Origin of the sequence: Ruminococcus sp. AF20-12LB (assembly GCF_003478985.1) — a bacterium.
Lineage (GTDB): Bacteria > Bacillota > Clostridia > Lachnospirales > Lachnospiraceae > Blautia_A.
This window is the reverse complement of sequence record NZ_QUGH01000017.1, coordinates 18534-40837: the sequence shown is the minus strand read 5'-3', so window position 1 is coordinate 40837 and position 22304 is coordinate 18534. Positions and strand designations below refer to the sequence as shown.

At 44.3% G+C, this 22304-nt stretch carries 20 protein-coding genes, 2 pseudogenes and 1 riboswitch; of the genes and pseudogenes, 17 read left to right on the top strand and 5 right to left on the bottom strand.

The window, feature by feature from the left end; genetic code table 11:
* From DWX61_RS16695 to DWX61_RS16650, 10 genes are all read left to right on the top strand, one after another.
* On the top strand, positions 1 to 849 hold the full coding sequence (locus DWX61_RS16695; protein WP_118626469.1) for an ABC transporter ATP-binding protein: 849 nt from the start codon (positions 1 to 3) through the stop codon (positions 847 to 849).
* Positions 846 to 1520 (top strand): ABC-2 transporter permease, encoded by a 675-nt coding sequence (locus tag DWX61_RS16690; RefSeq protein ID WP_092071575.1) that lies wholly within the window; start codon positions 846 to 848, stop codon positions 1518 to 1520. Before DWX61_RS16695 ends, DWX61_RS16690 begins: the two co-directional genes overlap by 4 nt.
* A 154-nt stretch (positions 1521 to 1674) precedes the next feature.
* Positions 1675 to 3033, top strand: coding sequence for an MATE family efflux transporter (locus DWX61_RS16685; protein ID WP_118626467.1), 1359 nt, complete (start codon positions 1675 to 1677; stop codon positions 3031 to 3033).
* 150 nt (positions 3034 to 3183) lie between these two features.
* Positions 3184 to 3357: riboswitch (cobalamin riboswitch) on the top strand.
* A 136-nt stretch (positions 3358 to 3493) separates the two neighbouring features.
* Positions 3494 to 4423, top strand: coding sequence for an ABC transporter permease (locus DWX61_RS16680; RefSeq protein WP_118626465.1), 930 nt, complete (start codon positions 3494 to 3496; stop codon positions 4421 to 4423).
* A gap of 15 nt (positions 4424 to 4438) precedes the next feature.
* Positions 4439 to 5302 (top strand): nickel transporter permease, encoded by an 864-nt coding sequence (gene nikC, locus DWX61_RS16675; protein WP_244791312.1) that lies wholly within the window; start codon positions 4439 to 4441, stop codon positions 5300 to 5302.
* Complete coding sequence (locus tag DWX61_RS16670) at positions 5283 to 6074, top strand: ABC transporter ATP-binding protein (RefSeq protein WP_021650927.1); 792 nt, start codon at positions 5283 to 5285, stop codon at positions 6072 to 6074. Before nikC ends, DWX61_RS16670 begins: the two co-directional genes overlap by 20 nt.
* 9 nt (positions 6075 to 6083) lie before the next feature.
* Positions 6084 to 7022: an oligopeptide/dipeptide ABC transporter ATP-binding protein gene (locus tag DWX61_RS16665; RefSeq protein WP_059086421.1), complete on the top strand. Its 939-nt coding sequence runs from the start codon at positions 6084 to 6086 to the stop codon at positions 7020 to 7022.
* 29 nt (positions 7023 to 7051) lie between these two features.
* Positions 7052 to 8620, top strand: coding sequence for a nickel ABC transporter substrate-binding protein (locus DWX61_RS16660; RefSeq protein ID WP_270427757.1), 1569 nt, complete (start codon positions 7052 to 7054; stop codon positions 8618 to 8620).
* Between the two features lie 5 nt (positions 8621 to 8625).
* Entirely contained in the window at positions 8626 to 9378 is a 753-nt protein-coding gene (locus tag DWX61_RS16655; RefSeq protein WP_118626461.1) for a class I SAM-dependent methyltransferase, read from the top strand.
* A gap of 1 nt (position 9379) precedes the next feature.
* Positions 9380 to 10126, top strand: coding sequence for a class I SAM-dependent methyltransferase (locus DWX61_RS16650; protein WP_118626459.1), 747 nt, complete (start codon positions 9380 to 9382; stop codon positions 10124 to 10126).
* 11 nt (positions 10127 to 10137) lie between these two features.
* On the opposite strand, the gene DWX61_RS16645 is transcribed toward DWX61_RS16650, so the two are convergent.
* Positions 10138 to 10911 (bottom strand): alpha/beta hydrolase, encoded by a 774-nt coding sequence (locus DWX61_RS16645; RefSeq protein ID WP_118626457.1) that lies wholly within the window; start codon positions 10909 to 10911, stop codon positions 10138 to 10140.
* Positions 10912 to 11082: 171 nt separating this feature from the next.
* On the opposite strand from DWX61_RS16645, the gene DWX61_RS16640 reads away from it, so the two are divergent.
* The 4 genes from DWX61_RS16640 (at position 11083) to DWX61_RS16625 (ending at position 15124) form a co-directional block, all read left to right on the top strand.
* The gene (locus tag DWX61_RS16640) at positions 11083 to 11958 is read left to right on the top strand and encodes an FKBP-type peptidyl-prolyl cis-trans isomerase (protein ID WP_118626455.1); all 876 of its coding nucleotides are present in this window, start codon (positions 11083 to 11085) and stop codon (positions 11956 to 11958) included.
* Between the two features lie 87 nt (positions 11959 to 12045).
* A complete protein-coding gene (locus tag DWX61_RS16635) occupies positions 12046 to 13428 on the top strand; it encodes a hypothetical protein (RefSeq protein WP_147419639.1) in 1383 nt (460 codons plus the stop codon).
* Between the two features lie 78 nt (positions 13429 to 13506).
* Positions 13507 to 14520: a U32 family peptidase gene (locus tag DWX61_RS16630; RefSeq protein ID WP_353652882.1), complete on the top strand. Its 1014-nt coding sequence runs from the start codon at positions 13507 to 13509 to the stop codon at positions 14518 to 14520.
* Between the two features lie 121 nt (positions 14521 to 14641).
* A complete protein-coding gene (locus DWX61_RS16625) occupies positions 14642 to 15124 on the top strand; it encodes a GNAT family N-acetyltransferase (protein ID WP_118626451.1) in 483 nt (160 codons plus the stop codon).
* 118 nt (positions 15125 to 15242) lie between these two features.
* Here DWX61_RS16625 and DWX61_RS16620 read toward each other — a convergent pair whose 3' ends face one another.
* Positions 15243 to 16262, bottom strand: a complete 1020-nt coding sequence (locus DWX61_RS16620) for a LacI family DNA-binding transcriptional regulator (RefSeq protein ID WP_118626449.1) — start codon at positions 16260 to 16262, stop codon at positions 15243 to 15245.
* 390 nt (positions 16263 to 16652) lie between these two features.
* Here DWX61_RS16620 and malQ point away from each other — a divergent pair, with 390 nt between their 5' ends.
* Together malQ and DWX61_RS16610 are read left to right on the top strand one after the other, a co-directional pair.
* Entirely contained in the window at positions 16653 to 18161 is a 1509-nt protein-coding gene (gene malQ, locus DWX61_RS16615) for a 4-alpha-glucanotransferase (protein WP_118626447.1), read from the top strand.
* A 275-nt stretch (positions 18162 to 18436) separates the two neighbouring features.
* Complete coding sequence (locus DWX61_RS16610) at positions 18437 to 19066, top strand: metal-dependent hydrolase (protein WP_118626445.1); 630 nt, start codon at positions 18437 to 18439, stop codon at positions 19064 to 19066.
* Between the two features lie 8 nt (positions 19067 to 19074).
* On the opposite strand, the pseudogene DWX61_RS19605 reads toward DWX61_RS16610, so the two are convergent.
* Positions 19075 to 19263 (bottom strand): annotated as a pseudogene (locus tag DWX61_RS19605) (DUF6783 domain-containing protein).
* On the opposite strand from DWX61_RS19605, the pseudogene DWX61_RS19600 reads away from it, so the two are divergent.
* Positions 19201 to 19446: pseudogene (locus tag DWX61_RS19600) on the top strand (DUF6783 domain-containing protein); the annotation flags it as partial. The pseudogenes DWX61_RS19605 and DWX61_RS19600 sit on opposite strands and share 63 nt — an antisense overlap.
* Here DWX61_RS19600 and sstT read toward each other — a convergent pair.
* On the bottom strand, positions 19407 to 20615 hold the full coding sequence (sstT, locus tag DWX61_RS16600) for a serine/threonine transporter SstT (protein WP_118626443.1): 1209 nt from the start codon (positions 20613 to 20615) through the stop codon (positions 19407 to 19409). The pseudogene DWX61_RS19600 and the gene sstT sit on opposite strands and share 40 nt — an antisense overlap.
* Positions 20616 to 20851: 236 nt before the next feature.
* Complete coding sequence (locus tag DWX61_RS16595; RefSeq protein ID WP_118626441.1) at positions 20852 to 22207, bottom strand: MATE family efflux transporter; 1356 nt, start codon at positions 22205 to 22207, stop codon at positions 20852 to 20854.
* Positions 22208 to 22304: the final 97 nt, after the last annotated feature.

The following is a 22304-nucleotide window of genomic DNA, read 5'->3' as shown; positions in this document are numbered from 1 at the left end:
ATGTTGGAGATTAAAGGAGTAAAGAAAAGCTACGGTGAATTTCAGTTAGACTGTTCGTTAAATGTAGAAAAAGGAAGAATCACTGGTCTGGTTGGAGAGAACGGAGCCGGTAAGAGTACTTTGTTCAAGGCAGTGCTCGGACTCATTTCTTATGATGCCGGTGAGATAAAGATCCTGGGAAAAATACCGGAAGAGTTAAGTGAAAAAGAGAAAGAAGAGCTGGGAGTTGTCCTGGCAGAAACCGGATTCAGTGGATACTTGAAAGGGAAAGATGTTGAGGCAGTCCTTGCCAAATTGTATCCAAAGTTTGAAGCAGAAAAATTTCATCAGATGTGTGAAGAATATCAGATTCCGTTGGATAAATTTATAAAAGAGTACTCAACAGGAATGAAAGCAAAGCTGAATCTGATCATTGCATTGACACATCAGGCAGAATTCCTGATGCTGGATGAGCCGACAGCAGGGCTTGATGTCGGAGCGAGGGAAAGGATGCTGGATATTTTAAGAGAGTATATGGAAGAAGAACCGGAGAGAAGTATCCTGATCAGTTCACATATTTCTTCGGACTTAGAACATCTGTGTGATGACATTTATGTGATACATAAAGGAAAGATCATATTTCATGAAGCGATGGATACGATTCTTGAAAAATATGCAGTGTTGAAGGTCAGTGAGGAACAATATCAGGCAGTGGATAAAAGGTATCTTTTGAAAGAGAAAAAAGAGTTTTTTGGAGTTGCCTGTCTGACGAACGAGAAGCAGTATTATATAGAAAATTATCCGGAAATCGTAGTAGAGAGCGGATCACTCGATCAGGTGATCCTGATGTTGACAGGGGGCGAAAGATGATGAAAGGAATCAGAGGGCTTTTGGAAAAGGATTTTCGATTGTTTTTTCGACAGGGTGGTAATCTTTTTTTGGTGTTAGTGTTTGTAGCATTGTTTTTTATACTTACAGGAAAAACGGCAGCTGCTTTCATTGCAATGTATATCCCATCTGTTCTGGCAATATATTCAGGTAATACGATCAGTTATGATGAAAATGGCCATGGCTACACATATTTATTTTCTTTACCCGTAAATAAAAAAATATATGTCAGAGAAAAATATATTTTTTCCTTTATCATGACAGCATGTGGATGGTGCATTGGAATGATCTGTGCAGGAATTATGGTACTCATAAATCCTGAAGAGGTGTTTGATCTGGAAATGCTGGCAATGGAGTTGATCACATTTTTTGTGTTTCAGGCAATTGCGGGAATCATGATCGCGATCAGGATAAGGTTTGAAGGAGAGAAAGGGCGAATTGTGCTGCCAATCGCAATTTTAATTATTTTTGCGATTTGTTATACAATTAGATCTTTTGTGAAGACTAACTTGGGATTAAAAGAAAGTATTCTGCATATGATAGGGGGGATAGGGGATTTTGAAATCGGGATTGCCCTCATTGTGCTAAGTCTGCTTATATGGTTTGCTTCGTATAAGTATAGTATGAGTGCTATGAAGAAGAAAGAGTTTTAAGATAAGCGTGGTAAAAATGCTCCATTAAAAATAATGATTATATGGATGTAATAGCTACCAAAAATATTATAAAACTTTGTGAAAAAATAGGATTGTGTTTCGTAAGAGTCCCTTGTAAAATAGCGGATAAGGATGAAAAGAAAAGGAGATTCTTATGGGAACCAATGAAAAAGATATGACTGCCGGATCCCCCGGAAAACTGATCATAACTTTTGCCATACCAATGATGCTTGGAAATATTTTTCAGCAGTTTTATACAATGGCAGACACCATGATCGTCGGACAAGTGGTAGGAGTTGAAGCACTGGCGGCAGTAGGTGCCGGAGATTGGCTGGTATGGCTGGTGTTGGGGATCATGACAGGTATCACACAGGGTTTTTCTATTCTTGTATCTCAATATTATGGAGCAAGGGAAAAAGAAAATCTGAAATGCGCAGTGGCGAAAAGCTATATCATGACAGCATTACTGTCTGTGGTCGTACTCGCAGTAAGTGAAGGTACAGTTTATCATGTTCTTTTATTTTTACAGACACCGGATAATGTCATTGATCTGACAATGCTATATTTGCGGCTGATCTTTGCAGGAATCCCGATCATAGCTGCTTATAATATATTTGCAGCGATCCTTCGGGCACTTGGAAACAGCAGATCTCCGTTGATCGCAATGACAGTGGCAGCAGTGATCAATGTGGGACTGGATCTGTTATTTGTGGCGGTTTTTGGCTGGGGTATAGCCGGAGCAGCAGTGGCAACCGTTATCGCACAGGGATTTTCAGCCTTGTACTGTTTGATCGTATTACGTAAAATCCCGGATATCCGCCTGGAAAAGAAGGACTTTTACAGGCAGCCCTCTATGAGCCTGCGGCTTTTGGAACTGGGAGTTCCTCTTGCGATACAGAATGTGATCATCTCCGTGGGAGGACTTGTGGTACAGTATGTGATCAATGGATTTGGTTTTCTGTTTGTGGCGGGATTTACGGCATCGAACAAGCTGTATGGGGTTTTGGAGATGGCTGCCGTTTCATATGGATATGCTATTACAACCTATGTAGGCCAGAATCTTGGTGCAAAGAAATATCAGAGGATTCGAAAAGGTGTGCGCAGCGGCACTTATATGGCAGTGCTCACTTCGGCTTTCATTTCCGGTATGATGGTGTTGTTTGGACGTAATGTACTGTCCCTGTTTGTATCCGGTGAACCGGATCAGACCCGACAGGTATTGGATATAGCATATAAGTATTTGTTTATTATGGCTGTTTTTTTGTGGGTGCTGTATCTGCTGTATGTGTATCGTTCCGCTATCCAGGGCCTGGGTAATACTTTGATTCCGCTTGCCAGCGGCATTGCAGAATTTATAATGCGTGTCAGTGTTGCGCTGCTGCTGCCAAAAATGATCGGCGAAGATGGAATATACTATGCAGAGATCTGTGCATGGAGCAGCGCAGCTGTTTTATTATTCGTAAGTTATATGATCATTATACGGAAATATAAAGAAGTCACTGTTCATACATAATGTCATTTACTTGAGGAATCTATAATGATATATAGGCGGAAAATATCCGGGTTTTAATATGAAATGTTCAGATATTTCATATTTGACAGAAAAACTATTTATATAAAAAGAAAAGTATGATATTATAATACTTATTCGTTGCAACTATGAAAATTGAATAGTCAGAAGGGTGTACAAAGTACTTAATAAGGAATCTGGTGAAATGCCAGAACAGCCACCGCTACTGTGACAGGGACGAAAACCAAAATATCACTGGAGAGATCCGGGAAGATGGTAAGTAGGAAGAACTGGAGTCAGGAGACTTGCCTTTTTGACAGAAGAATTCTGATTCGGATGGGATACAGAAGGAATAAGCTCTGCCTGAGGTGGAGGTTTGTTTTTTGTGCTGATATGATGCTGGATCATATCAGCCTTTTTTATTTTAACCGAATAAACAGATGAAAAATGAGGAGAAATGAAAATGGGAAAAGTAATTGCAAAGCGTTTTATATTTATGATTCCGGTAGTTCTGGCGGTTACATTTATTATTTTTATGCTGAGTTTTATATCGGCAGGTGATGCGGCCAGAGTTCTGGCGGAGAAAAAATACGAGCACCCGTCACCGGAGCAGATAGAAGAAGTACGGCATGAGGAAGGACTGGATCAGCCGGTGCTGGTACAATACGGGAAATGGCTGGATCAGGCACTTCATGGCGATTTTGGAAAATCATATTCTACCAGAAAACCGGCTTTTGAGGAATTAAAAAGATATTTTCCACAGACATTTAAACTGGCAGTTACTTCGTTTTTATTGTTGATGATCGTATCAGTCCCTCTCGGAATTTTGTCGGCAATTTATGAAAACAGAGTTCTGGATAAAGTCATTCGCATTTTGTCGTCCCTCAGTGTATCTATGCCGTCTTTCTGGATCGGTCTGATGCTGCTATATATATTTGGAGTAAAGCTAAAAGTGATTTCCGTGATCGGAGGAGATGCCGGAGGCATCCCGATTCTTGCGGCATTTGCCATGGATATCAGTTTCTTTGGAATTATGACGAGATTGATCCGTACCAATATGATACAGGTGCTGAAGCAGGATTACATACGTGCCAGCAGAGCCAAGGGATTGTCATCTGTAAATGTAATTTTGCGTCATGGTCTGAAAAATATTCTGATTCCTGTGCTGACACGTCTGGTATCAATTGTGATCGGTTTTTTCTGTGGCTCAGCTGTGATAGAAAGTATTTTTTCAATTCAGGGAATCGGAAATCTGGCATTGAAATCCGTGATCTCAAAAGACACTCCGGTGCTGCAATGTTTTATCTTTATTCTGGCTGTTGGCATTGTAGTATTAAATTTTCTTGTGGATATCGCCTATTCTGCGATTGACCGGCGAATCCAGTTAAAGTAAAGGAGAGATCATAGAATGGGAAGCAGAAGAAAGCAGAAAACAGAAAAAAGCATGATCCAGAATCTGTACTGGAAACAGGTATTCCGGTCACCAAAAACAAAAATAGGATTGATGGTGGTCATAATTTTTGTATTGGCAGCTATTTTTGCACCTGTACTGGCGCCGCATGATCCACTGCTTGTGGATGTTTCGATAAAATTAAAGAATCCGTCGGCGGCATATCCTTTAGGTACTGATCAGCTGGGACGATGTATTTTATCAAGACTTCTCTGGGGCAGCCGGTATTCACTGAGCTATAGCTTTACGGTGCTTCTGATCACCGTATGTGTCGGGGTGCCGATCGGACTGTTTGCCGGATACGTAGGTGGAAAAATCGATTCGATAATTATGAGGATCATTGATGTATTTATGGCTATGCCGGTCTTTATTGTGGCACTTGCCATTGCAGGAACCGTAGGAGCCAGCGGCGCTCATCTGATCCTGTCCTTATCGGTCGTATCCTGGGCAGAATATGCAAGGCTTGCCCGTGCATTGACACTTCAGGAAAAAAATAAAAATTATATGACCGCACTAAAAGCCGGAGGCTGCGGCCACGCAAGGATCATATTCAGGCATGTATTGAGAAATATCCTGCCATCTGTGATCGCACTGGCAACAATGGAAATCGGTTCGATCATTCTGTCAATTGCCGGTTTTTCCTTTATCGGCCTTGGTGTGCAGGCACCGACACCGGAATGGGGGATCATGCTTAGTGACAGTAAAAGTTATATCCAGACTTATCCAAGACTGATGTTTTATCCGGGTATACTGATCATGATCATTGTTCTGGCATTTAATTATCTGGGGGAGGGAATACAAAATGGAACAGCCCAAAAATGATGTTCTAAAGGTAAAAAGATTACATGTGGAGTTTCAGACCTCTCACGGAATGGTTCATGCAGTAAAAGATGTTAGCCTGGAAGTAAAGCGCGGAAGGATCCATGCTCTGGTGGGAGAAAGCGGAAGCGGCAAGTCAGTTACCTCTCTGACGATCATGAATCTGCTTGCAGGAAATGGAAAGGTGATATCCGGAGATGTGACACTGAACGAAAAGAGTCTTCTGAAGTTATCAGGAAAAGAAAAACGACAGTTATACGGAGACAGGATCGGAATGATCTTTCAGGATCCGACCGCTGCTCTTGACCCGCTTTTTACAGTTGAACAACTGCTTCTGGAAGGACTGAGGAAACATCGCAGAATGAGCAAAAAACAGGCAAGGGAAGCTGCGTTGGAAAGTCTGCGGATGATGAATCTGCGTGATCCGGAAGAACTGATGAAGAAAAAACCTTACGAATTGTCTGGTGGTATGTGCCAACGTGTTATGATCGCCATTGCCATGTCCATGAAACCGGATTATCTGATTGCAGATGAGCCGACGACAGCATTGGATGTAACCGTACAGAAGCAGATCCTGGAAGAAATCTATCAGCTATCCAGGAAAGAAAATCTGGGTGTGTTATTTATTACGCATGATCTGGGTGTGGTGGCAGAGATCGCAGATGATGTTTCGATCATGAAAGACGGCGAAATAGTGGAAAACGGAACAGTTGAAGAGATCTTTTATCATCCGCAGCATTCATATACAAAAAAACTGTTGGATGCAGTTTTATAGGGGAAAAGTATGAGTACGTTACTAAAGACAGAACATTTAAAAAAATATTATGGCAAGAAAAAAATTGTGAAGGCAGTGGATGATGTAAGTCTGGAAATCCACGCAGGATCATCCATGGCCCTGATCGGTGAAAGTGGAAGTGGTAAAACTACATTCGGAAAGCTGATCGCCGGCCTGGAGAAACCTACAGATGGAAAATTCTGGTTTCAGGGACAGGAAATGCAGGATTTGTCTGAAAAGCAGTTTCGTCCATATCGCAAGAATCTTCAGATGGTCTTTCAAAGCAGCAGCGGGGTATTTGATCCCGGTTATACCATTGGAGAAAATATTCTGGAAATTTTGAAATTACATGAAAAATTGCAAGAGGGAGAGTATGAAGAACGGGTAAAAGAAGCTTTGATCCAGACGGGGCTTGATCCGGATATTCGCAACCGTTATGTTGGACAGATTTCAGGAGGTCAGTGTCAGAGAGCTAATATTGCGAGAGCATTGGTATTAAGACCGGAACTTGTGATCTGTGATGAACCGGTATCCAGTCTGGATTATTCCATACGAAAGCAGATCCTGCATCTGTTAAATGAACTGCAGGAAAAATATGAGATGACCTATTTACTGATCACTCACGATCTGTCCAATGTTCCATATCTCTGCAAAGAGGTGGCTATCATGTATCAGGGACGCGTGGTCGAGTTTATCGATCATACGGACAGCTTAAAGGAGACTGCCGTACATCCTTATACAAAAGATCTGTTTGATTCTATTCCGGTAAAAGAACCGAAAATGCGAAGAATCGGATCGCAGGAAAAGAAAATATTTTCAGATACCATTCCGGAACAGGGCTGCCCATATCAGAACCGGTGCAGAAGATGTACAAATATATGCAGAGAGCATATACCGGAATTGACAGAAATTGAAACAGGACATTTTGCGGCATGTCATATGCTGTAAAATATAAAACAAACAAAGGAGAGGAAGAAATGAAGAAAAGACGTGTAGCAAAATTGATAGCATTGAGCATGGTGGCGGCAACTTTACTGACAGGTGTCAATGTACAGGCAAAAGAGGAAAAAGTAGTTACGGCAATGACATCCATTGATCTGACGCCTGAACTTTGTGACCCTATAAAAAGTGGTCCAGACTTTCGTCTTTATGAAATGATCTATGATCCACTGGTGCGTTATGGAGAAAATGGAGAAATCAAACCGGCATTGGCAGAATCTTGGGATATCAGCGAAGATGGCACAACCTATACGTTCCATTTAAGAAAAGATGTGAAATTCTCGGACGGCACAGATTTTAATGCAGACAATGTGATGTGGAATTATAACAGATGGGTGGAACAGGATGTGATCGGTAACTTTTCAGCCAAACTGGAAAATGTTACAAAGGTAGATGATTATACTGTAGAATTTAAGTTCGCAGAACCATGCTATACACTGCTGATCGAATTCAGCTATCCAAGACCATTCCGTTTCACCTGTGAAAGTGCACTGGATGAAGACGGAGAATTTTGTCAGGAAGTGGGTACCGGAATGTGGATGATCGACAGTTATGAAAGCGGTCAGGAGGTTGTCCTGGTACCAAATCCTAATTATTACGGTGAGAAACCAAATATTGATAAAGTAGTTCTGAAACAGGTGGTAGACGGTGATGCCAGAGTGATGGCACTTCAGAGTGGAGAGGCAGATCTGAATCTTCAGGATATTCCATCCGAAAGCTTCAGTATTATCCAGGCAGATAAAAATTTATCGACAGAACAGCAGGTTTCCACACTTTCTTACTATCTGATCGAAAATTATGATACACCGGCGCTTCAGGATATAAACGTACGTCAGGCACTGAACTATGCAACAAATAAAGAAAGCATTGTAAATGATCTGCTGGATGGTTACGGCAATCCGGCAACCGGACTTATGTCTCCGACAGTTCCTTATGTAACAGAAGAAAACAGCAAGGGTTATCCATATGATCCGGATAAAGCAAAGGAACTATTAAAGGAAGCAGGATATGAGGATACAGACGGAGATGGTATTGTAGAAAAAGACGGAGAACCACTGAGCCTCAGACTGGTATTCCAGACTGAAGAATATGCTTCCTGGAAGTCACTGTGTGAATACCTGAAATCTGAATATGAGAAGGTTGGTGTGGGTATTGAACTGGTAGAAAAAGAATCTGCAGCTTACTATGATGAAATCTGGAACACCAGAGACTACGATCTGTGCATTTACCGCAGCTATGAAGACTCCTGGATGCCTCATGGTTTCCTGAAATCAATGTTCTATGCGGAAGATGGAGCAAAGGCAGTAAACTGGTACGATGAGGAACTGAACAAAGATCTCGGAGAAGTATTAAAAACACAGGACGAAGAAAAACGTACGGAATTATACGATAAGATCCTTACACGTATCAACGATCAGGCAGTAACAGTGCCGCTGTATTATCCGAACCGTGATTATATCTATAACAATACCAGACTGACCAATGTAGAGCTTGCACCGACTGCCTATGAAGGCATTAACTGGGCAACACTGGATGTAGTGGAGTAAAAAAAATGTTTGAAAAAATCGAGAATAAATGGACAGAAGATTCCGGTGATTATGATGATATGATCCAAAAACAATTGAGTAACAAAAGAACGGTATCTCACTGGACAAAAGAATTGAAAAGACTTCTTGGACCTGAGCCCCTTCGTATTTTAGAAGTGGGCTGCGGCCCGGGTTTTATGAGCATCATAGCAGCGCGTCTGGGACATGATGTAAAAGCGATCGATGGTTCATCAGGAATGGTAGAAAAAGCCAGAAGGAATATGCGACAGTATCATCAACAGGTGGAAATCTGTGAGGAAGATGGTGTAACTTTGCCATTGGAACAGGAACAAAGCTATGATGTGATACTTTCCAGAGATGCGGTGTGGACATTATATGATCCGGAAAAAGCTTTCAGACGCTGGAAGGCTGTATTAAAACCAGGTGGAAGGATCATTTATTTTGATGGGGACTATCGTACCATCGAACCCACATTAAAAAATAAGATCCATATGAAAATTGCTGATTTTCTTATTTATGTTACAGAAAGAAAAACATATGGATCTGACGTGAAGGAAAACAGCGGAATTTATGAAAAGCTGCCATTTACATCGCAGAAGCGTCCGGAAACGGACTTTCAGATATTAAAAAAGGTACGCTTTGCCAGGATCCAGATCAGAGAGAACCGCTGGCTAAACAGACCATGGACGATGGATTTCTGGAAATACGGATATCAGGGGAAAAAATTTATTGTAATAGCCACAAAGAAGGAGAAGTGACATGCAAAACGATAAGATCAAAGAGTACTGGGAAGGAGAAGCTGGCATTTACAGCGAAGGGATCAAGGCAGAACTGAAAAGTGAAACAGCAGAAAACTGGAAGAATCTGATTCTGGAGTATGCGCCGGAAAAAGAACATCTGGAAGTACTGGATGTAGGCTGCGGGCCGGGATTTTTTGAAATTATGCTGGGAAAAGAAGGACATCATGTGACCGGGATCGATATTACTGAAAATATGATCCATGAAGCAAAGGAAAATGTAAAGGCAGCAGGTTTATCCGCAGATCTGATGACTATGGACTGCCACAATCTGAATTTCCCGGATGAGACATTTGATATGGTTATCTGCAGAAATATCACATGGACGCTGGACGATCCACAGAAGGCTTACAAGGAGTGGCTGCGTGTACTGAAAAAAGGCGGACGTCTTTTGGTATCGGACGCCTGCTGGTATCTGCATCTTTATGATGAAGAAAAGAAAAAGATTTACGAGGCACATGATGCTGCTATGTGGGAAAAATATGGAAGAGGTATCCATGCTCATGAAGATGCGGAAACAGGGAAAGAGCTCAGCAGTAAGCTGTTTATGAGTGATAAAAAGCGTCCGGTATGGGATCTGGATCACATGATGGAGATCGGCTTTTCCAAAGTGTTTGCCCTGAAGGACATCAGTGATATTTCCAGAACTTCCATGGATCGTGAGCTGAATAAGCTGACACCTCAGTTTTTAGTGGGTGGAGAAAAATAAGCGGGCCGGCGTTAAATAAAACGCTGGACCCGTTCCATTGTAGTTTTTAGAATAAAGATATCCGTCAGTACATCACCGGTTTCCAGAGAATGGTTGGCGTTTTGGGTGAGAAAGAGAGGTACATCTTTCTGCGCTGCCAGTTCCCGGATGGAATTGGTTTCGGCCCAGGGATCTGCGGTGCCGTGGAAGGCGATGCTTCCGGCAAGTGGGAAGGAAAAGGTCTCTGCAAGAGGCGTGAACAGGATGCTTTTTACAGTCAGATCGTGTCGGGAAGCATAGGCTGAGGAGATGACTGTACCAATGCTTTTGGAAATAAACAGAATGCTGCCATAGGAATTCCAGTCGATGCTGCCTAAGGAGCGTTCTGTTTGTTCCAGGGCAAGGTCAAAGGCCTGTTTCATTTTTTCAGGATCTCCTTTGACATTTTCCGGGAGGGTGCCATAGGATACAGTGCGGATTTTGTAGCCGTGTTTGCTGGCAAGGCGGCTGGTATAGTACAGAAGCGGCTTGTCAGCAGTGTATCCGATGCCCGGAAAAACAACAGCTAATTTCGGGGCATTTTTATCTGCTCCGGCTGTATGAGCGGAAACTTTTGTATAGAGCATCTGCAGCTGAAGCTTTTCCTGAAGTTCCTTTAAGGTAATGGAGATCGTACAGGAATCGGATGGAAGATAATCATAATCGGTAACAATGTCGTCCTCTTCCATGGAATAAACAATGTGTGAGGAACCCATGAGTTCCATGTCTTCTTCAATATCTGAAAGTAATTCTTCGTATGATTTCATTTTAGTTCAAACCTTCTTATTCAAAAAATCTTTTATTTTTACAGATGCTTCTATTATACTGGATTCATTGAATGACAGCAAGAGCCGGCAGAGAGAAGTTAAACCTTGCTTTTATCCTGCCTGCACGATATACTAATATAATACATATCTGACTAATGGAGGGTTTTACAAATGAAAATTGCAGCAACATACGATAATGGAAACATTTTTCAGCACTTTGGAAAAACGGAGTTTTTCAAGGTATATGAGGTGGAGGATAACAAGGTTATTTCCAGTGAAGTGATCAGCTCCAATGGCACCGGACATGGTGCACTTGCAGGACTTCTTGCAGAGCAGGGAATCAGCGTTCTGATCTGTGGAGGAATCGGCGGCGGAGCACAGAGTGCACTTGCTGAGGCTGGCATTGAGTTATGTTCCGGAGCACAGGGAGATGCAGACACAGCTGTGGATGCTTATCTGAAGGGCGAGCTGGTATCCACAGGTGTGAATTGTGATCATCACCATCATGAGGATGGACATTCCTGCGGAAGCCATGAGGATGGACACTCCTGCGGCGGTCATGAAGACGGACATTCCTGCGGAGGCTGTGGCGGAGGATGTGGTTCTCAGCCATCTATCACAGGTCCTAATGTCGGAAAAACCTGCCGTACACATTACAGAGGAACCTTTAATGACGGAACACAGTTCGATTCTTCCTATGACCGTGGCGAGCCACTGGAATTCATCTGCGGAGCAGGACAGATGATCAAAGGATTTGATGCGGCAGTTGCAAACATGGAGGTTGGCCAGGTGATGGATGTTCATCTGATGCCTGAGGAAGCTTACGGTATGCCGAATCCGGATGCGATTTTTACACTTGAGATCGAACAGCTTCCGGGCGCTGAGGATCTTACTGTAGGACAGCAGGTATACCTCTCCAATCAGTATGGTCAGCCGTTCCCGGTTAAAGTTAACGCAAAAGATGAAAAAACCATTACTTTCGATGCCAATCATGAGATGGCAGGTAAAGAGCTGAATTTCAGAATTGAATTAGTAGAAGTGAAATAAGCAGGAACAGTGGGAGGTGCTGTATGGGAGCATATGGCATCTCCCTTTTTTACCTGAAGGGAGGAAGCTTTCCTGATGAGGATCTCTATGATACCATTTGGATTACTGTCCGGTTTTATGGACGGTAAAGAAATCCGGATCTCAGAGCTGGGTGAAGATGGATTTCGGTTTCGCCTGGCAGAGGAATGCCCGGAACCGGAGCAATTTCTGATCTGTTTCTACGATATGAAAAAAGCCGGGTACAGGAGAGTGGAGATCCGGAGGTTTGGGATGAGTGCAGCAGAGGAGCAATGCCTGCAGGATCAACAGCCAGTTGAAAAGAAAACCGAAAAATATTTTTACAGGGAATATTCTGTGAGAGTGGAACAGAAGGATTATGTACAGGAGGTTCGGCGGCTGGCCGGAGAGTACAACCGATATATCCGTCTGAAGCTGGAAGGAGACGATGGAGAGCTGGCGAAATCACTGACCGGTTATCCTGCGGAGCTGGATGAGATGCACTGCAGGAGTCTGGAGGAACAGAAGAAGCAGTGGTTTTTCAGAGAGGGTGAAAAGGCTTCCGATAATCCACAGGATACAATGGGTACAGAAGAAATAAGGCTTTTGGATAATGCAGAGTTTGCTCTGGAATTAAACTGCACTTCCCTGTATGAAGAATATCTGAGCCAGCCGCTGCAGGCTTTTCTGGCGTCTTACTGGCAGAAGAATTATCTCACTCACAGTTATTTTGCAGGCCGGATACCGGACAGATTTTATATTGGAAATCAGTTCTGCCATAATCTGTTTCCGACAGAAGAGCAGCTTCTTTCTATTATGGATAAAATGTATTCGGAGGGATCGGAGATCACACTGGTATTTTCTTATATCCGGGAATTTATGCTTTTGTCTGTGGGAAAGCTTCTGGAAAAGGTGGATAACTGGTGCTGTATTCATGGGGTGAATGTGGAAATCGTAGTCAATGACTGGGCTATGGCGGAAATGCTCTGTGGAAAAACATCCCGCCTGCGTCCTGTTCTGGGGACATTGCTCAATAAACGAAAAAAGGATCCGCGAATGAAATATAAATCCGGTGATACCTCATTATTTCAGCAAAACAGCCTGAATGCGGGGTTTTATCGGGATTTTCTGGCTGAAGAATTTCATATCCACAGATACGAATGGGAGTCCTGCGGATATCCACAGGAGCTTCCGCCGGGAAAAAACAGTCTGCATCTGCCTTTTTATCAGACAAACACTTCGCAGTACTGTCCATTGTATGCTTTGTGCACCACCGGAGATCGTGGTATACAGCAGCTTGCGGAGCACTGTCCGAAATTCTGTGAAAAATACGCACTGCTTTATCCGGAACATTTACACATGGCAGGGCGGTATAACTCCCTGTTTGGTGTGGATAAAACACTTCCGGAGTCAACGGAAATGTGGAAAAATATAAAAGGTACAAAGCCGGATCGCATTGTTGTCAATATATGACAGGTGATGGGCAGGCTGCGAAGGTGGATCGCGAATATCCGTTTGATAAAAATACATTGCGGAAAAAAGGAACAGGACATGGATAACAGTATGAAAATAACAGTCGGGTTAGGCTCCATAGATGAATATGAACGTTTCGTGCAGGCAGGAGCAGATGAATTTTTCTGTGGCTATGTACCCTTTTCCTGGGCGGAAAAATACGGCACAGTAATGCCGTTAAATCGCAGGGAGGTTCTCTGCTATAATGTTCAGCTTGGTGCATACAGTGAGCTGGAGATCCTTTCCCGGATGGTAAAAAAATATAAAAAGCCGGTGCATCTCACCTTCAATTCCCTGTATTATCTTCCGGAACAGTATCCGGAGATCGGAGATATCATAGAGAAGTGCATGGAAATTGGATTTCGAAGCTATATCATTGCAGATCCGGCACTTCTTGTTTATCTGAAAAACAGGGGACTTTCCTGCGAGATCCATCTCAGCGGAGAAACAGGGGAAGTGAACAGCGAAATGCTGAAAATGTTCCGGCGCTTTCCTCTGAAGAGATTGATCTTTCATCGGAAAAACACGTTCCGGGATATGCAGTCTGTTATTGCATCTCAGAGAGAGGTGGAGAAACAGGCCGGGACCCGACCGGAGGCGGGAATGGAGTTCGAGGCCTTTGTGCTGAATGAAATGTGCCAGTTTACGGGAGCATTCTGTAATTCTCTTCACTGTGATGAGATGGGATATCTTTGCAGGGTGTCCTATTGGCTTGGAACTGTACGGAATGGTGATGCTGTTCCGGAAAAAATAATGGCTCTTCAGGAGCAGACGTGGGATCAGGAAACGGATCTGAAAGCATACGATGAATCCGGATATCTCTGTGGTGAGACCGGCTGTGGACTGTGTGCACTGTATCAGCTGAAGCAGGCAGGGATCACGCACCTGAAGCTGGTTGGCCGGGGAAACTATGTGGATTACATGGAAAAAGATATCCGGAATTTGCGAAAAGCGTTGGAAATTCTGGACGCTGCAGAAGATGAAACAGCGTTTCAATGCATGATAAAGAGGATATTGTTTCCACATGGGTGCAGTGAAAAGTGTTATTATTGATGGAAGAATATAAATATTCACGAAAACCGGGATCCGGGCAGAATATACTTTCAGGAGAAATCCAGGACTGAAAGCTGTGAATATCAAATTGTTAAGATAGTAGTGGGAGAAAAGATATAAAATGAATTTCGAGCGTGTAAAAAGAGAAGAAGCTGATACAGTTCTGAAGCTGTACCGTTCATTGCTGGGGACGCCCTATTGTGTGTGGACAGAGGAGTATCCTTCAGAAAAAGAAGTGGAATTTGATCTTTCCAGAGATGCGCTGTTCTGTATGCGGGACGATGCGGGAAATATCGCAGGTGTGATCTCCATTGATGATGATCCAAATGTGGAATGTCTCACATGCTGGTCAGAAACCATGGTGCCGTCAGCGGAGGTCTCCCGGGTGGGAGTATGTCAGAAATTCCAGAATCAGGGGATTGCCGGGAAACTTCTTAAGGGTGTGATGGAAGAACTGAAGAAGCGGGGCTATAAAGCTGTACATCTTCTTGTTGCGAAGGACAATGTAAAAGCACTCCGTTCTTATGATAAGCTGAATTTTGAGAACGTGGGAGAGTGTGAACTCTGGGGACATATGTACTGGTGTTATGAGAAAGCATTATAAAAAATGAAAAACAGGTATCCTTTTGCCGGGCGGTAGATCGACCACCAATGTCAGATCGATAAGTGGTGGTCAATACACAGTCAGCAGAGAAGATACCTGTTTTTTGTTTGAAAGCAGATCAGATCCTCCGGCAGCTGTCCCTTTCGATCAGCTGGTGAGGGACAATGATCTTTGTGGCCGGAAGGCTCGGATTTTCGATATGACTGATCATCTGCGTGGCCGCTTCCATTCCAAGCTGCCCTGAATTAATATCAATGGAGGTCAGCTGAGGAGAAGTCAGTCTGGCAAAAAGTGAGTTGTTAAAGGAAAGAATGGATAGATCCTCCGGTATGGAGATATTTGCTTCCATACAGATCCGCTCCAGGGAAAGCGCCAGAATATCATCACTGACGAGCACAGCTGTAGGGCGCTCTTCACTTAAAAGCAGCTTTCGAAGCTCCTGAAACTCATTCTGGGAAGCTGCAGGAACTTCTATGCAGTATTCGGGCTGTACGGTTAATCCGTGGCTGATCAGCGCAGTCATGTAGCCGGTTTTACGGTCTGCGGAAAAGACCAGGGAATTATCTACGCCCAGATAAGCAATCTTCCGGTGGCCCAGAGCATAAAGATACTCCGTTGCCTCCTGTCCGGCAAGAAGGTTGTCATTATCGATATAGATCGTATTATTGGTGTACTGCGCCGGTTTTCCGATCAGGATATAGAGAAGTCTCTCACTGAAAAGAAAATCAATAACAGGATCATTCACACGGGAATAAAGAACGATAAATCCGTCAACCTTACCGCTTCTGGACATGGAACGTACTGCGTTAAGGATCTCTTCTTCATTCTGACCGGTAACAATGGTACTGATATACTGATGTGCGTTACAGTAGTGGCTGATTCCCCGGATCGTCTCAAGGTAAAAGGAATTCTCGTATGTCTCCTTTGGGGACGGAGGCAGGATGATACCGATGGAGCGGGAAATCTGTGCTGCCAGGTTGCTGGCCTGAAAATTCGGCTCATAGCCAAGCTCCGCCATGGCTCTGCGTACACGTTCCTTGGTTTCTTCACTGATAGATGGATTATTTTTGCAGGTTCTGGAAACGGTAGACGGGGACACCCCGGCCAGAGCTGCCACATCTTTGATGGTTACTGCCATAAATTTGCCTCCTCACGGATATGCCGGATCAAAGCTATGCATCTGATCCGGCTTTTTTTATCTCAGTCTGATAGAGATATTGTAGTTCATAACAAGGATACTGTCAAACATATTGCACGGAAAGTTGCATAAAATTGCGTGAAAGCAGGTGCGCAGAGAATCAAGTGGTGAGATGCAGACAGATTTCTGTTTGACACAATGAAAAACTGCACAAAATCAGGATGCAAAAATTGTAAGAAAGGTAGAAAAGACAAAAATGCATTGCACTTCATGCAAAATGAACGTATAATTTATGCAAACGGTTGCATGGATTGCATGAAGCTGCATCCGTGAGAGGATAATAAATAAGATGCCCTGAGATGCAGGGCTCAACATAAGGAGAGAAAAGATATGGATAAAAGAGCAGCTGGCATTTTGATGCCGATCACAAGTCTGCCGTCAGAGTACGGCATCGGATGTTTTTCAAAGAGTGCCTATGATTTTGTGGACTGGCTGAAGGAAGCGGGACAGAGCTACTGGCAGATCCTTCCGCTGGGACCTACCAGTTACGGAGATTCTCCGTACCAGTCCTTCTCCACTTTTGCGGGAAATCCGTATTTTATCAGCCTGAAGGCACTGGTGGAGGAAGGCGTCCTTACAAAGGAGGACTGTGATAAGGTCAGCTGGGGAAGAAGAGCAGACAGCGTAGACTATGAAAAAATCTACAAAGGCCGTTACAAGCTTCTCCGCAAAGCTTACGAAAACAGCAACATCAGCGAGAATCCGGATTATCAGAAATTTGTTGCAGAAAACAGCTGGTGGCTTTCCGACTATGCACTTTTTATGGCAGTAAAGGATCAGTTCGGCGGTGTTGAGTGGACAAAATGGGCAGAGGATATCCGCCTTCGCTGGGCAAATGCCATGGACTACTATCGCAGAGAATTATATTTTGATATTGAATTCCAGCAGTATATGCAGTTTAAATTCTATGAGCAGTGGATGAAACTGAAAAAATATGCCAATGAAAAAGGCATCCAGATCATCGGAGATATCCCGATCTATGTAGCTATGGACAGTGCAGATACCTGGGCTCATCCGGAGCTTTTCCAGCTGGATGAGGAGAATGTGCCGGTGGCTGTAGCCGGATGCCCGCCGGACGGATTTTCCGCAACAGGACAGCTCTGGGGAAATCCACTGTATCGCTGGGATTATCACAGAAATACAGGATATCAGTGGTGGATCTCCAGACTGAGCTACGTATTCCGCCTTTATGATGTGGTAAGAATTGATCATTTCCGTGGCTTTGACGAGTATTTTTCCATTCCATATGGTGCGGAAAATGCCATTGGCGGTCACTGGGAAAAAGGTCCCGGGATCGATCTGTTCCGCAAAGTGGAGCAGGCCCTTGGCTGGAAGCAGGTCATTGCGGAGGATCTTGGCTATGTGACAGATTCCGTACGTCAGCTTGTCCATGACAGTGGATTTCCGGGAATGAAGGTCCTGGAGTTTGCGTTTGATTCCAGAGATTCCGGCTGTGCCAACGATTATCTTCCGCACAATTATCCGGAGAACAGTGTGGCATATACAGGAACCCATGATAATGAGACCATCGCCGGATGGTGGAAGAGTATTATGGCAAAAGAGCGTAAGCTTGCCAGGGATTATCTCTGTGATAACTACACACCGGATAAGGAGCTGCATAAATGCTTTATCAGCCTGGTTATGAGAAGCAGTGCAAAGCTCTGTGTGATCCCTATGCAGGATTATATGGGCCTGGATAACAGCTGCAGAATGAACCAGCCTTCCACAGTAGGAAAGAACTGGAAGTGGAGGATCCGCAAAAGGGAGCTGACTGTGAAGCTTCAGAAAGAGATCCATGGTATTGCACTTCGCTATGGACGTATGAACTGGTCTGATTAACTGGTACGTTTGTGAGGTATATTCCAGTTAAACGGGACGTGTATAAGAGTAGGGAGAATTTTGATAGAATAGTGTTTTCTTGTGTGATATAATGCTGTTTCGTGGAGGCAGCTGTCAGTAAAGGGGAGGCTGACAGCTGCCTTATTGTATTTTCAGATCTGCAGTAAATGATAAAGTGATACATTTATATATGCAGAAGATCAGAAGGGAGTGTCTGATCTTCTGCAGTGGATAATCTTGAATAACGGAAGATTTTTTACAATAAGGGGAGAATTATGACAGGAAAAACACACGCAGCAGTCGGACTCGGAACAGTGCTGGCAGTTACACAGCCCTCTACGGTTTCCGGTCTGGTACTTGCGGCAGGAACAGGAATGCTTGGAGCATTGATCAGCGACATTGATGTAGGAACTTCCAAATCCCATAAGGATGCGGACCGGATCACGCTGATCGCGGTTCTGCTTGTGGCAGCAGAGATCGCATTGAATTATTTTTATGATTTTTCCATCTGGGAAAAGATTCGCAATAACCAGTCTATGGAGCCGGTTGCCATGGGAGTTATTATTTTTATTGCAGTCTGTGCCTTTGGAAAAAATCAGCCGCACCGTTCTTTTATGCATTCGATCATGGCTATGGCTATTTTGAGTGCAGCCATATCCATGGTGTCAGTGCAGCTGGTATTTTACTTTGTGGTTGGATTTGCATCACATCTGGTGCTGGACTGCTTTAACCGGAAACGGGTACGGATCCTGTATCCGCTGCCGGGAGGCATTGCGCTGGATTTCTGTAAGGCAGGAGGCTTTGTGGATTCCCTGCTTTTTAAGCTTGGATCCGTAGCTGTGATCTTTGAGATCGTATATCTGGCTGTGCAGATGGGAGAGAGCTGGAAGCTTTTTCGAATGTAGAGGATGATTTATTTACCGATTACGGATAATTTTATATGGGGCAGATATTGTAGGAACTGAGGGTTAGAGCGTGTTTGAAAAATCATTCCCGTAATCTGCACGCCCCACTTTGCGGTATATTTTACCCGAATTCAGTTGCCGTAGCCCGCTACGGCGCCCTCATCCGGACAAAATCTCCCACAAATTGTGACGCACATCTTGCAGAAAGCCTTTTTCAAACACGCTCTAAGACAAAAAAAGGAGCAGATTTTCCAAATACGGAAGATCTGCTCCTTTTAACTGAGTCAAGTAAGTCCCCTGCTTCAATTATGAATATCCGCCTGACGGTTTATAAGTGTGATCATTTATTCTTTCTGATCCTGCAGGCGCATGCTGTATAAAGTACGTCTGTGGAAGAGTTCAGTGCTGTTTCACAGGAATCCTGGATCACGCCTACGATGAAACCGACACCAACTACCTGCATGGCAACATCATTGGGGATTCCGAAAAGGCTGCAGGCCATCGGGATCAGAAGAAGAGAACCGCCGGCAACACCGGAAGCACCAGCCGCACTTGCAGCAGCCAGGATGCAGAGGATCAGAGCGGTCGGGAAGTCTACGCTGATACCAAGTGTATGTGCAGCAGCCAGAGCCATGATGGAAATAGTGATCGCTGCACCACCCATGTTGATGGTCGCACCAAGAGGGATGGAGATGGAGTAGGTATCCTCATCAAGTCCGAGATCCTTGCACAGCTCCATGTTTACCGGAATGTTGGCGGCAGAGCTTCTTGTGAAGAAGGCTGTGATACCACTGTCCTTCAGGCAGCGCAGAACCAGCGGATACGGATTCTGGCGTGTGCAGATGAAAGTAACGATCGGGTTGATCACCAGTGCAACAAAGAGCATGGTTCCCACCAGTACACAGATCAGACGGCCATAGCTTAACAGTACGCCAAGTCCCTGCTCGGAGATGGTTGTGAAGATCAGGCCCATGATACCAAATGGAGCAAGGCTGATGATCCATCTTACGGCCGTGGAGGTTGCATCGGAAATGTTTTCGATGACAGTCTTGGTAGTTTCGCTTGCGGCCTTCAGTGCGATACCGAAGATGATGGCCCATGCAAGGATACCGATATAGTTGGCGTTGACAAGTGCGTCAACCGGGTTGGAAACAATGTTCATCAGAAGGTTTTTGAGGACCTCTGCAACACCGCTTGGCGGAGTGACGTCGGAAGTATTTGTATTTTCGGAAAAAGTCAGCATGATCGGGAACAGGCGGCTGGAGATCACAGCTGCCAGTGCTGAGAGTACATTTCCCAGAAGATAAAGTACAACAACAAGTTTCATGTTTGTTTTCTGGCCTTTTCCCATGTGGCACAGAGAGCTCATTACCAGGAAGAACACCAGAAGCGGAGCAATTCCACGGAGAGCACCGACGAACAGATCACCGAGAATGGAGATCACAGATGCCTTGGGAATCGCAAGTCCGAGAATGATACCAACGATCAGACCACAGATGATACGCTTGATCAGGTTGATGCTGTTCCATTTTTGAATCAGGTTTTTCATAACTAGTTTCCTCTTTCCTATTGTGTGGGTGTGCTGAAAAATGCTGAGCCGCAAAGCAACGATCCGGTGTAAAGGGCTGATCGTTCTAAACTGCTACTACTGCATCATGTAAAAGCACAACAGGATAATTATATACAATCATGTCCGCCTTGTAAAGACAAATGTACATAAAACACGAAAAAGATATAAAAAAAGCGCCAGATCAATGCTTCGTCTGGCGCTATGTATTTGAAGTTTCAGGCCCGGATTTTTCGGAAGCTTACAGCAAAGAACAGAACCTCCGCAAAGCCTGTAATTCCCCATGAGAAAATATACAGGAGATAAAGCGAGGAAATGGTCTGGAAGTGTGCGAACACCGTATAGAACCAGATGACACGGAATACACAGGATCCCAGAATAATGATGATGGTCGGTGGGATACTTTTTCCGATGCCACGGGAAGCGGCGATACTGCAATCCATAAAACAGCTGAAAGCATAGCTGAAGCCCATGATCCGGATCCTTTCCATGCCGGCATCAATGACGGCCGGTTCTGTGGCGAACAGTGACAAAAACTGCGGACCGAAAACAAGAAGCAGTCCACCAAGGATCGCGCCTGCGATGAAGGCATATGTAAGGCTGATCCCATAAGTCTTCAGCATACGTTTTTTATTTCCGGCACCCCAGTTCTGACCGATGAAGCTTGCGCATGCAGTATAGAAGGCGAACATGACGTTGTAGATCAGGGAGTCTGCATTTGCAGCGGCAGCATTTCCGGAAACTGTGACTGCATCGAAGGAGTTGACGCCGGCCTGTACGAACAGATTTGCAATGGCAAAAATTCCGTTCTGCAGACCTGTGGGAATACCAAGAAGCAGTACTGCTTTACAGGCCTTTGGGTGAAGATGGAGTTTACGCAGGGATACCCTGCATTCGTCTTTTCTCCGGAGGAGGTGGATCATTACCAGAGCAGCGGATATATACAGGGCGATCGCGCTGGCAGTTGCCACACCTGCGGCGGCCATATGACAGACGATAACAAAAAACAGGTTCAGAAGAACGTTGATCACTCCGGCAATGGAAAGATAGATCAGTGGTCGCTTCGTATCGCCGCGGGCACTTAATACGCCGTTACCGAAATTGTATACAGCCATGGCCGGCATACCCAGAGCATAAATCTTCATATATAAAACAGCCTGGTCCATCAGCTCCGGTTTCGTATTCATCATGGACAGCATCTGTCCGGAAAACAGAAGACAGACGACACAGACCAGAAGTCCTGCAATGGCACAGAGAAGAAGAGATGTATGGATCGTTTCTTCGGTACCCTTTCTGTTTTCGGCACCAAGTTCGTGTGCTACACGAACATTGACTCCGGCGCCCATGCCGATCAGGATTCCGGTAAATAAAGTGACCAGCAGAGTTGTGGAACCGACAGCTCCAAGTGCCATATAATCTGCAAATCGCCCCACAACCGCAACATCACTTAAGTTAAAAAGAACCTCCAATACCTGTGACCCCATCAGGGGAAGGCTGAAAAGGAGGAGATTTTTCCAGAGAGAGCCGGAGGTCATCTCAATGGAATGCGTTTTCTTTTTTTCATTTTCACACATAGTTTACCTCATAAAAAATTATAAAAAATCCTTCATCCAAGGTATACAATACTATGTTGAAATAGGTTTGTAAAGAGGGGAAAATGGCTCTTTCACC

Excerpts from the sequence above, each read along its gene's own strand:
- DWX61_RS16665 (WP_059086421.1), top strand. The coding sequence starts at position 6,084 with ATGAGTACGTTACTAAAGACAGAACATTTAAAAAAATATTATGGCAAG.
- DWX61_RS16625 (WP_118626451.1), top strand. The coding sequence starts at position 14,642 with ATGAATTTCGAGCGTGTAAAAAGAGAAGAAGCTGATACAGTTCTGAAG.
- DWX61_RS16650 (WP_118626459.1), top strand. The coding sequence starts at position 9,380 with ATGCAAAACGATAAGATCAAAGAGTACTGGGAAGGAGAAGCTGGCATT.
- DWX61_RS16620 (WP_118626449.1), bottom strand. The coding sequence starts at position 16,262 with ATGGCAGTAACCATCAAAGATGTGGCAGCTCTGGCCGGGGTGTCCCCG.
- DWX61_RS16660 (WP_270427757.1), top strand. The coding sequence starts at position 7,052 with ATGAAGAAAAGACGTGTAGCAAAATTGATAGCATTGAGCATGGTGGCG.
- DWX61_RS16690 (WP_092071575.1), top strand. The coding sequence starts at position 846 with ATGATGAAAGGAATCAGAGGGCTTTTGGAAAAGGATTTTCGATTGTTT.
- DWX61_RS16670 (WP_021650927.1), top strand. The coding sequence starts at position 5,283 with ATGGAACAGCCCAAAAATGATGTTCTAAAGGTAAAAAGATTACATGTG.
- DWX61_RS16630 (WP_353652882.1), top strand. The coding sequence starts at position 13,507 with ATGGATAACAGTATGAAAATAACAGTCGGGTTAGGCTCCATAGATGAA.
- DWX61_RS16645 (WP_118626457.1), bottom strand. The coding sequence starts at position 10,911 with ATGAAATCATACGAAGAATTACTTTCAGATATTGAAGAAGACATGGAA.
- malQ (WP_118626447.1), top strand. The coding sequence starts at position 16,653 with ATGGATAAAAGAGCAGCTGGCATTTTGATGCCGATCACAAGTCTGCCG.
- DWX61_RS16610 (WP_118626445.1), top strand. The coding sequence starts at position 18,437 with ATGACAGGAAAAACACACGCAGCAGTCGGACTCGGAACAGTGCTGGCA.
- DWX61_RS16640 (WP_118626455.1), top strand. The coding sequence starts at position 11,083 with ATGAAAATTGCAGCAACATACGATAATGGAAACATTTTTCAGCACTTT.
- DWX61_RS16635 (WP_147419639.1), top strand. The coding sequence starts at position 12,046 with ATGATACCATTTGGATTACTGTCCGGTTTTATGGACGGTAAAGAAATC.
- DWX61_RS16595 (WP_118626441.1), bottom strand. The coding sequence starts at position 22,207 with ATGTGTGAAAATGAAAAAAAGAAAACGCATTCCATTGAGATGACCTCC.
- DWX61_RS16680 (WP_118626465.1), top strand. The coding sequence starts at position 3,494 with ATGGGAAAAGTAATTGCAAAGCGTTTTATATTTATGATTCCGGTAGTT.
- sstT (WP_118626443.1), bottom strand. The coding sequence starts at position 20,615 with ATGAAAAACCTGATTCAAAAATGGAACAGCATCAACCTGATCAAGCGT.
- DWX61_RS16655 (WP_118626461.1), top strand. The coding sequence starts at position 8,626 with ATGTTTGAAAAAATCGAGAATAAATGGACAGAAGATTCCGGTGATTAT.
- nikC (WP_244791312.1), top strand. The coding sequence starts at position 4,439 with ATGGGAAGCAGAAGAAAGCAGAAAACAGAAAAAAGCATGATCCAGAAT.
- DWX61_RS16695 (WP_118626469.1), top strand. The coding sequence starts at position 1 with ATGTTGGAGATTAAAGGAGTAAAGAAAAGCTACGGTGAATTTCAGTTA.
- DWX61_RS16685 (WP_118626467.1), top strand. The coding sequence starts at position 1,675 with ATGGGAACCAATGAAAAAGATATGACTGCCGGATCCCCCGGAAAACTG.